7 protein-coding genes and 3 pseudogenes are annotated in these 10,817 nt (G+C 43.7%); 1 reads left to right on the top strand and 9 read right to left on the bottom strand.

Translation table 11 applies throughout. The features are described 5' to 3' along the window. Positions 1–17: 17 nt before the first annotated feature. The 9 genes and pseudogenes from bchB to ACEW9J_RS25905 all read right to left on the bottom strand — a co-directional run bounded on the left by bchB (position 18) and on the right by ACEW9J_RS25905 (position 9,835). Entirely contained in the window at positions 18–1,544 is a 1,527-nt protein-coding gene (gene bchB / locus ACEW9J_RS25865) for a ferredoxin:protochlorophyllide reductase (ATP-dependent) subunit B (RefSeq protein ID WP_373547940.1), read from the bottom strand. 279 nt (positions 1,545–1,823) lie between these two features. Further along, positions 1,824–2,426: pseudogene (locus ACEW9J_RS25870) on the bottom strand (RloB family protein). A 4-nt stretch (positions 2,427–2,430) separates the two neighbouring features. Continuing rightward, positions 2,431–3,831 (bottom strand): ATP/GTP-binding protein, encoded by a 1,401-nt coding sequence (locus tag ACEW9J_RS25875; protein ID WP_373547941.1) that lies wholly within the window; start codon positions 3,829–3,831, stop codon positions 2,431–2,433. Positions 3,832–3,965: 134 nt separating this feature from the next. Continuing rightward, positions 3,966–4,883 carry a histone deacetylase gene (locus tag ACEW9J_RS25880; RefSeq protein WP_373547942.1) on the bottom strand — a complete coding sequence of 306 codons (918 nt, stop codon included), beginning with the start codon at positions 4,881–4,883 and terminating at the stop codon, positions 3,966–3,968. Positions 4,884–5,008: 125 nt separating this feature from the next. Then, the gene (locus tag ACEW9J_RS25885; RefSeq protein WP_373547943.1) at positions 5,009–5,740 is read right to left on the bottom strand and encodes an ABC transporter ATP-binding protein; all 732 of its coding nucleotides are present in this window, start codon (positions 5,738–5,740) and stop codon (positions 5,009–5,011) included. A 59-nt stretch (positions 5,741–5,799) separates the two neighbouring features. Continuing rightward, on the bottom strand, positions 5,800–6,585 hold the full coding sequence (locus tag ACEW9J_RS25890; protein WP_373547944.1) for an ABC transporter ATP-binding protein: 786 nt from the start codon (positions 6,583–6,585) through the stop codon (positions 5,800–5,802). Between the two features lie 84 nt (positions 6,586–6,669). After that, positions 6,670–7,608 (bottom strand): branched-chain amino acid ABC transporter permease, encoded by a 939-nt coding sequence (locus ACEW9J_RS25895; protein WP_373547945.1) that lies wholly within the window; start codon positions 7,606–7,608, stop codon positions 6,670–6,672. Next, a pseudogene (locus tag ACEW9J_RS25900) lies at positions 7,605–8,544 on the bottom strand (branched-chain amino acid ABC transporter permease). Before ACEW9J_RS25900 ends, ACEW9J_RS25895 begins: the two are co-directional and overlap by 4 nt. A 73-nt stretch (positions 8,545–8,617) precedes the next feature. Beyond that, the gene (locus tag ACEW9J_RS25905; RefSeq protein WP_373547946.1) at positions 8,618–9,835 is read right to left on the bottom strand and encodes an ABC transporter substrate-binding protein; all 1,218 of its coding nucleotides are present in this window, start codon (positions 9,833–9,835) and stop codon (positions 8,618–8,620) included. Positions 9,836–10,055: 220 nt separating this feature from the next. Between ACEW9J_RS25905 and ACEW9J_RS25910 the strand changes: the two are divergent. Then, positions 10,056–10,622 (top strand): annotated as a pseudogene (locus ACEW9J_RS25910) (Uma2 family endonuclease). Positions 10,623–10,817: the final 195 nt, after the last annotated feature.

Consider the following 10,817-nt stretch of genomic DNA (forward strand, 5'->3'; position numbering starts at 1 on the left):
ATATCTGCTGTTAGATGCTATGCTCCAACTGCTTCCTTCGCTGCATACATTACTTCTAATGTAATCACAGCTTGACCCCGATCGCGTGCGAATTTCTCAGTGTTGCGTTTGACTTTACCGCGCACAAACCCAGGCACTTTATTAAGTTCGGCTTGAGCTTCTTTATTCCAACCCAAGTCAGAATCAGCCGAGATACCTTTAGTAATTACTTCCTTCGTATCGTGTCCGCCGAAGATTTCTAACAGGTGATCTTCCATTCCTAATGTAAACGAATTATAGATTAAATCCACAACTTGATTCGTGCCTTCATAACCCAAGAATGGCTTATAACCGATCGGGAAATTCTGAACGTGAATCGGTGCTGAAATTACGCCCGTGGGAATATTTAAACGTTTGCCCACATGGCGTTCCATTTGGGTACCAAAGATTGCTGAAGGCTCACTTTGTGCGATGCGATCGCCAATTAAGCCATGATCGTCTGAGATAATAACTTCATCACAGAAACCCTCAACTTCCTTGCGGAACCACTCTTCATCGGGCTTGCAAAAAGTACCCGCCCACACAACATGAATCCCCATTTCGCGGGTGAGAATCTTGGTAATCGCCGCCGCATGGGTAGCGTCGCCATATACTACTGCTTTCTTACCTGTTAAATTCTGACAATCGATCGATCGCGAGAACCACGCCGCCTGGGAAACGTGGATAGTTTGCTCGTTGATAAAGCCTTCATAATTAACATCCGCACCACCCGCATTCAGAATGGTTTGAATCTTGCGAATACACCGTGCGGTTTCGACTACGCCCATCGGGGTAATATCGACGCAGGGCATCCCAAATTCAGCCGCGAGGTAATCTGTAGTCATCGGCCCTAATTCGCGGTAGGGAGCGAGGTTAAACCAGGCTTGGGGGAGGCTTTTGAGTTCTGATACTGTTGCGCCTTCAGGGATAACTGCATTAATAGTAATCCCTAACTCGCCCATCAACTTCTTGAGTTCGGTGCAGTCGTGGTTATTGTGGAAGGCGAGGGTAGAAATCCCGATGATATTTACCGAAGGTTTCGCCGTCTTCTCAGTAACTAAATCGCCCTTCTTGCGTCCCTTCTCGATGTAAAACTGGACGATCTGCTGTAGAGTGCGATCGGCAGCCTGCATCTCGTTGAAACGATAATGATTGACATCGGCTAGTAATACATCCGCCTTAGCTTCGAGCGATGCGCGTTGGACGAAATTGGCGAGATCTTCTTGGAGAATGCTCGAAGTACAAGTCGGCGTGAGCACGATCAAATCTGGATGCTCCTCGGCATCCTTGCGGGTAATATTATCCACCACCTTTTCCTGAGAGCCGCGCGAGAGGACGTGACGATCGACTACACTAGTCGTCACTGGCGTAAAGTCCCGCTCCCGCGACAGCATCGATCGCATCACGTTAAAATAATCATCGCCGATCGGCGCGTGCATGATCGCATGAACGTTTTTAAACGAAGTCGCCACCCGCAAAGTCCCAATGTGAGCGGGAGCAGCGTACATCCAATAAGCTAATTTCATATATATCTTTCCCTTAGTCCCAGTCCACTAATCGATTCTGTCTAGATTGTCGCAAACAAGTTTAGGGTTAGGATGCGATTGAGTAAAAATTTAACTTAATATCTAGCAACAATGGCAAAATCGCTGTAAGTACCGTTATCAAAGCGATAGATGAATTCACCTGAACATTAGGCAGTTAAATTTTTATTGATAATTAACTAAATATTTTCTCTATTATTTGCGCTGATGATTTCTGATTTGGCTGTCGGTTGTCAGCCCAGACATCGGCATTGTCAGAGCCTATGTAGCTAGCTGGAGTAGAATTTCGACCAATCGATAGACGTGCGTTCCAATTGTGGGAGGCCAGTTTTGCTGAAGATCTGGATGTAGTATTTGAGCGCGTTCTACTGCCGCAGTAAGATGGGGTTTATACTGAGATAAATCTAAATTGCTACCATTATAACTTCCCAGAATTTTACGCAGCCTTGCTTTAAACTGTTTGCATGTTTTATCTTCGGGATTTAGCTCGTTACAATGAAGGCATAACCAAACTTCAAAGCATGGATTACTAATGGCTAGATGATAATTTTTCTATTTGGCTTCACGACAAACCAAACTTAACTTTTCGTCACCCCATCGATCGACATCCAGTACCAGCCATAACATATCATCTTCATGAAGATCGAACTGTTCTTTAAATGAATTCAAGCGATCGAGTACACGATCGGGTGAAGACCGATTTTCGTCACCAGTCGGCAATACTTCTACTTTAATCCGACTGTTACCAAACATCTCAAAATATTGTTTTTCGGTAATAGCACCTTCAGTCGCAATGATAAATAGCCTAGCATCTCGGCGATCGTGTTGACGATCTAGTAATCTAGTTCGATTGATTTTCCCCATCGCTTTATTGCTCGATCGTTTCCATTGCAGAATCTATATCTCGACTGTTCCAGCCTAAGCTTTCAGGATTTTCAAAAAATGGAATCGCACCAAATCGACCATTTAAGTAACCTTTCTCAATTTTTAGATCGGGTCGAGTTTTAAATTCTGCCAATGAATAAAGGCTCGACGATCCTTGTCGATCTTTTTCAACAAACCAAATCTCATCACGACGGAGTAAGTCTAAATCGAGTAGATTTGTATCGTGAGTTGTAAAGATAAGTTGATTTGCTTTGTGCGTACAATCTATCGCTGCTTTTACAAATAGTTGAGAAAGTAGCGGATGTAATTGCCTATCTAATTCATCTATAAAAATTACTTCTTCGTGAGACTGCTTTAATATAAATAAAACTGGAATAAGATTGATTATCCGCTGACTCCCTTCTGATTCTTCTTCCATCATGAAGTCAATCAAATTTCCATTTTCATGACGGTGTTGAGTTATCAACTGAATCATTTTAAGTCGATTGTCTTCATTTTTAAGAATAAGATACTGATTACCATTAGTATCCTCCATCAATACTGCATTTTCATCCCTTTCCAAAAATTCTTCAAAGAATTCATCTCTTGACACTTTTGACATTGCGGGAAAATATCGATCGAAATCCAGTTCGACTTCTCTCGCATCGATCCCATCAATACCTGTTCCTGCAAGCCTAAGAAATTCACCCAGAAAATCTGTAAAAGATCGATCGCTGAGTGCAAATATTGCCAAATTAGCAAAATCTGATTCGGCTGAAATAATAGTTAACACCTGTTCAAACCAATTAGCAACTGGAAGCAAAGCATCAACATTTTTATCGATCGCTTCAGTCAATAATAGTTGATTTGGACGCGTACCTTCGGCAATAAATTTGAGAAATTGTTTGCGCTTTGAGCTTCTCCCTGTGAGTGGAGAACCATAATCTACACTGGTTTTTCTGTCTGAAGAAGTAATTCTTTCAAAATACATCACCTCTTTTTTCTTACCAGGTGGAATCGCATGAAGCCATTCTTCAATGATCTGTTCTCGATTTAATTTAAATCCATAAGAATATCGAGCATCTTGATGGGTAAATATGAATTCAAACTTACTAGCCTTTTTAGTATAATCTCCCAGTTTAAAAGTAGCCACAGGAATCGATCGATTGCTGCGAGTACCTTCTAAAATCAGCTCTTTGGCAAAGCTCAGAGCCTTAATCAAATTCGATTTACCTGCTGCATTTGCACCATAAATTGCCGCAATCGTTACTACATGTCGTCCTTTACCTGCCGCATCTTCTATTAGTCGATCGGCATGTTGTCGATCGCTACTAACACCCATCATACTAAAAGTAACTTCATCTCGGAAGGACAGAAAGTTTTCGATAGTTAGTTGAATTAGCATCGTTATTTTGTTTGCAGAATTTTTATGTTATTCTGCCCTGATTACGATTTTACTCTAAAAATGATGGTTTTAAGAGAAAAAATCTCCTGAAACTGCTAAAAAATTGAAATCCAGATATTTTTACAGCCGTTCAATCATAACTTATGCCTGCCATAAATCTCATTGGCTGCCCGATGAAGTAACGAATGTCGATAAACCAAACTCGGAATATCTTCTGCATAGCCGCCACCGATGACACAAGCTACGGGATAACCCCTCGATATACAAGTATCCAACACCTGCAAATCCCGCTGAAAAATCCCTGTATTAGTTAATGCTAGTTTACCCAACCTGTCGCTAATATGTGGATCTACACCCGCATCGTATAATACTAAATCCGGTTTTACCTGTGATAATAAATCGGGTAAATACTCAGCCAGGGTTTTTAAATACTCCGCATCTTCCATCCCTTCCCGCAGGGGGACATCGAGATCGCTGGTTTGTTTCTTGCTGGGGAAATTGATCTCGCAGTGCATCGAGAAGGTAAATACACTCGGATCGCGTTGAAAAATCGCCGCTGTACCATCGCCTTGATGGACATCGAGATCGACGATCAGGATCTTTTTGGCTAAACCTAATTTTTGGATGACACGAGATGCGATCGCCAGATCGTTGAAGATACAGAAGCCCGAACCCATATTAGCAAAAGCATGATGAGTCCCACCTGCTGTATTACAAGCGATGCCATGTTCGATCGCGAGTTTCGCCGTCAGGATCGAGCCACCTAGCGCGATCCGAGTCCGATTTACTAGTTCGGGACTCCAGGGCAAACCGATCCGCCGTTGGGCTTTGGGGTCTAATGTGCCAGTATAGTAAGCCTGAATATAAGCCGGATCGTGGACTAATTCTAACCATTCCGTCGGTGGTAATGCAGGGGCAAATGTTCGATCTGCTGTAACTAATCCATCGGCTAATAGTAACTCGTACAAGATCCGAAACTTGGACATCGGGAAGCGATGACTATCGGGTAATGGTACGACATAATCGGGATGGTAAACGATCGGGACTGACAAAATTGCGACTAATAACTAAAAAAACTCACGCATGAATTCTAACTTAACGAGATTGCAAAAACACTAAAATTTTCAACCGATCGATCGTTTTTAAACCTTGTAGCTATCTAGTTGAATTGACCGCTCTAGCCCAGGTAAGCTTGCCTGACGCGCTCGTCTGCCCAAAGATCCGCCGCAAGCCCTTCTAGAGTAATTTGCCCCGCTTCCAGCACATAACCGCGATCGGCAATCTGGAGAGCGAGATTAGCATTCTGTTCTACTAGCAAAATTGTCACACCCTGTTCGCGGAGATTTTTGATAATCCCAAATATTTCACGCACGATCGAGGGTGCTAAACCTAGACTCGGTTCATCTAATAGTAGCAGTTGGGGGCTACTCATCAGGGCACGCGCGATCGCCAGCATTTGTTGTTCCCCACCGCTGAGTGTTCCGGCTAATTGAGTGCGGCGTTCTGCTAGTCGGGGGAATTGCTGAAATTGTAACTCTAGATCGGATTTGATACCCAGTCGATCGTTACGACAATAGGCTCCTAACATCAAATTATCTAGTACTGTTTGCTTAGTTAATACCCGTCTACCTTCAGGGCTGTGAGCAATACCTAGCTTGACGATCGCATGAGCATAATCATGAGTAATCTCTCTCCCATTATAAATAATCTGCCCACTGCGAGATTTAACAATGCGCGAAATAGCCCGCAAGGTAGTACTTTTACCCGCACCATTCGAGCCAATTAGGGTAACAACCTCCCCAGCTTTGACAATCAGATCTAGATTTTGCAGGGCTTGAATCCCCCCATAATTAACATTGAGATCCCTAACTTCTAGAATCGGCAGTGTAGATTGTGATTCAGTCAACATATTTTCCTGTTAAAATGTTAAACACATTATCAATTAATTATTAATTATTAATTAATTAATTATTCACTACCTAAATAGGCTTCAATTACCGCTGGATCGTTACGAACAATTTCGGGATTGCCTAGTGCAATTAATTGACCAAAATCTAACACGGCAATCCGATCGCATAACCCCATTACTAGCGGAACATGGTGTTCGATTAATAATATCGTCAGCTCAAATTGCTGTTGAATTTGGCGAATAAAATCACTCAATTGACCTTTTTCACTGGGATTCATCCCGGCAGCGGGTTCATCTAATAGCAAGATCTGGGGTTTCAACGCCAAGGCGCGGGCAATTTCCAGCCGACGACGATCGCCGTAAGCCAGGTTATTCGCCCCACTGAAGGCTCGATCGGCTAAACCAACTAAATCTAGTAATTGATAAGATCGATCGCGGATATCGCGTTCTTCGGCTGGTGTGGGTGGTAAATTAAATATGCCTTGAAATAGTCCACTATGGGTCTGAATGTGATGGGCGATCGTCACATTTTCCATTACAGATAGATTACCAAACAGGCGAATATTCTGAAATGTCCGTGCAATCCCCCGTTTGGCAATTTGAAATGGACGCAAGCGCGAAATATCGACACCCTCATGCAACATCTGCCCGCTAGATGCTTGAATTAGTCCCGTCATCAGATTAAAAGTCGTGGTTTTACCAGCTCCATTAGGGCCGATTAAGCCGAATATTTCCCCTTTTGTCACTGTAAAAGAAACATCATTTACCGCCACCAGTCCCCCAAATCGGCGGGTAAGTCCTTGGGCGGTGAGCACAACATCAGGCTGGGGGGGAGTAGATGCCATCGATTCTCCAGGGAGCTATTGCCAACGAGTGATATGAATAGGATGCTAAATCAGCCACTACATATTAAGCTAAAATGGGTTAAATCACATCTTATCTGGATTTATCTTTCTTTGGGACGATCGCTTAAATAACCCCGCAGGTACTAAACCTTGAGGGAAAAAGATCGTACCCAATACGATTAATAAGCCAAAAATTATCAATCGTCCATCCTTGAGAAACTGCGCTATAAATAACGGTAAATTGGGAATATCCGCTCCAAACCGCAACAATTCCGGCATCGCTGTAAATACCATTCCCCCCAACACCGCACCCAAAAAGCTACGCGAACCGCCAATTAAGACAAAAGTTAAGTAGACAATACTTGCATCAAAAGTGCCTTGTCGAGCATTCCAGGTATTGAGAAAGTGGGCACTGACGGCACCGACAACCCCAGCGAGAATCGCGCCTAATGTGAATGCTAAAACTTTGTAATAAGTGGGATCTATCCCCATCGCATCAGCAGCTAATTCATCTTCTCGAATTGCCACTAGAGCGCGTCCGATCCGAATATTTTCGAGTCGATAGACAAATGCCATACTCAATAATAGTAACGGTAAGGCAATCCACAAATACTCGATCGGACTATTAAATGGTTGAGGAATCCCAAAAATCCCAACTGCACCACCAGTTATTTCGAGATTGAGAGAAAGAATGCGGAGAATTTCGATAAAAGCAATGGTCGCGATCGCTAAATAAATGCCCCGTAGCCGTAGCGCAGGTACTCCGACTAGAATTCCCAAAATTCCGCAAACGATCCCCGCGATCGCCATTTCTAGCAGCAATAAAGGAATCGGAAACATCCCCGTCGTCACGAATACTTTAGTTGATAAAATTGCCGCAATGTAACCGCCGACGGCATAAAAACCAGGACTTGCCAGGGATAATTGTCCCGCCATTAGTGGTAAATAGAGGGAAATTCCTAACATCGAGCCAAATAGCATCGAGACAATTAGAAAGCCATAGGTAGATAAAAAATCATTCATACTTTTTGGATTAATTTCTGTCCCAATATCCCTTGAGGACGTACCAAGAGAATGATAAATAAAATGGCAAAAGCCACTGCATCTTTGTAACCCGAATCGGGGACAAATGATTCTACCATGCCAATTAATAAGCCACCGATTACCGAGCCTGGAATACTCCCCAATCCACCTAGTACAATTACTGCTAAACCCTTCAACCCAAAGCCAATCCCAAAATATGGCCCCGCAATCCCAAAACTAGAGCCGACGAGAGTACCCGCAATACTCGCCAAGAAGCCACTGACAAAAAAGGACAGCATGATAAATCGTTCGGTATCGATCCCTAGCAAACTTGCCGTGGTAGGATCTTCGGCTACTGCTCGCATCGCCTTACCATACTTAGTTCCCGTGATAAAATAGGTCAATCCAGCGAGAATTATGCCTGATGTGACAAAGATAATAATCTGAACTGTCCGAATCGCGATCGGGTTTGCCTCACTCCCAAAATTAATCGCCGTAGGTATCTTCCCGTAGATATCATCTGGAAATGTATAGTTTTCAGCCCCAACCAAGTATTGAATTAAATTTACCAGCACCAGCGCAACACCTAAGCTGGAAACCACCATCAGCAGTGGATCTGACTGTTTTCGTCTCAGGGGGCGGTAGGCTAATCTTTCGATCGCCACTGCTACTCCACCTGCTAAAATTGCGGCTAAAATTGCGGCGCGCCAGAACGGTAATTGGATACCCAGCGAAAAGTTTGCGAGTAAGCCATTGAAGCCAAATTTTCCACCGACGAGCGCATAGGTAAAATAAGCACCGAGGGTAAAAACTGCCCCCATGCGCGAAATTAATTATCCCCAGGATCGAAAAAACTAAGGTGTAGCCCAGCGCAAAAATAGCGTAGACACTACCGATCGATAAACCGCCTAACAAATTCTGTAGAAATACCGTCATAGTTTTACATTCTATCACCAGACAGATCCCCGACTTCTTCAAAAAGTCGGGGATCTGAATTGCGTCTATTTTATTATTTTAGGAATGTAAATTTCCCACTAGTTCCATCGGTATCCATCTTAATCTGCGCCACATAGAAATCCTGTTGGACGATCTCACCTGCCTTTGTAAACGAAATCTCACCCAGGGGCGTACTATACTTACCCGCCAGTAATTGTTTATTCAATCCTACCCGCAGATCGGCGATCGGTTGAGCATTAACTTTCAGCGTGGGATTCGCCTTAGACATGGCGGTGAGTGACTCGACAAAAACTTGTACACCCGTAAACGCTTGGGCACTAAATTGGGGCGGTTCTTTCTTGTACTGCGCCAGATAAGCGTCCCTAAAGGCTTGATTCAGAGCATTAGGTTGCGCTGGATTATAAGCTTGAGCAATCAAAATACCGTCACACAGTTTTTTACAAACAGGGAATAGGTTGGAAGTATTCATCCCATTACCGCCAATAATTAAACCTTTGTAGCCGAGTTCCCGCAATTGGCGAACGAGATTACCACCATCTGCTGCCAATCCAGAGACAATGACTAGATCGGGTTTAGCATTGATTCCGGCTGTCGCTTGGGATTGAAAATCGGTGTCGGTTGTTTGAAACTTTTGGACGGTGGCGAGTTCTAGTTTTTGCTCTTTAACTGTCTGCTGAAAAATTTCGGTTTCTGACTTGCTAAACGCATCATTTTGGGCAAAGAATACCGCAACTTTTTTAATTTGGGGATTAATTTTTAGAGCTGCTTTCAGAGCATTTGGTGCGACGATCGCGACTGGAGCAGATACCCGCCCTACAAAGTCACCGATCTCTGGAATACCTTTGGCTGTATTGGATGGCCCTAATACTGGTACTTTGGCTCGATCGGCGATCGGATCGGCACTAAAGGCTTGCTGGGAGAGGGTTGGGCCGACGATTCCGACCACCTTATCGCGATTAATTAAGGTTTGAAAAGCATTAATCGCCCCCTGCTCATCACCTGCGGTATCCTGAAATATCAGCTTAATTGGTGTGCCATTGACACCACCTTTATCATTAAAATATTTCTCGGCTAATTTAGCTCCAGCAACTTGTTCTTGCCCCAATAGAGCCACATTGCTAGTCTGAGCGACAGCAATCCCGATCGGAATTGCACCACCAGTGCTAGAGGTATTTTCCCCCACACTAGGCGCATTGCTACTCGTGCCACAGGCTGTTAACAATACAGGAAAACCGATTGATAGCAGCCAACGAAACCATGCTGATGTCATAATCACTCCATTCAACTCACACTAATCGATCGATCTATACCATACTTCTCGATCGTTAGTTTCTATCTAGCTTGGGAAAATATTTCACCCCGTTAAGTAATTCAAAGTCATTGTCTTGCGTCCAGACGACAGCATCATATTTCTTAGGCTAAGATATAATCGGTGTATTCAGGTGAAATAAGGGAAAAATCGACCCATGACAATCGCCACGACCAAAAAAATGACATTGGCGGAGTATCTCACCTATGATGATGGCACAGATACTTGTTATGAGCTGGTGGATGGGGCACTAACGAGGATGTCATTAGGCACAGGTGAGCATGGCGACATTAACGAATTCCTAAATGATGAATTCAAAGCTGAAATTAGACGGTTAGGTTTAGATTGGGTTGCCAAAGACATGAAGATTGGGATTCAGTCGCCGAGAGGTACACGCTGGGAAACTGCGCGAGTGCCCGATGTTGTCGTGTTGCCATTAGAGTAATGGAACAGTTTGAAAAAACGGGAATCCTTTATTCCCTTGAATGAACCGCCACCTTTGTTGGTGGTGGAAGTTGTGAGTCCGTCTACGGTAAGGGTGGACTATCGGGCAAAACATAGCGAATATGCAGTTTTAGATATTCCTGAATATTGGATTGTCGATCCGATCGATCTCAGAGTGACAGTTTGTATACTCAAGGATGGAGCCTATACTGATGAGGTATTTGTGGGCGATATGACGCTCGTTTCACCGACGTTTCCAGAGTTGAAATTGAAAGCATTAGAAGTACTAGGTGCCAGCAGGTAAGTCGCAATTAGTTAGGCTAAGATGGAAAAATAAATTGGAGTCGATTCTCTTTCAGAGCAACTAAGCCGACATAAATGTCGTTTAAGGGATGAAAGAAACTGTTCTAGGAAGTGACAAGCGATTATGCTAGAGAAGTGCCCTGACAGTTAAGACCGAAGCCTCACTGGTGCGATAGCAGCCCGATGCGGAGCATGG

The sequence above is a fragment of the Chamaesiphon sp. genome (genome assembly GCF_041737865.1).
Lineage (GTDB): Bacteria > Cyanobacteriota > Cyanobacteriia > Cyanobacteriales > Chamaesiphonaceae > Chamaesiphon.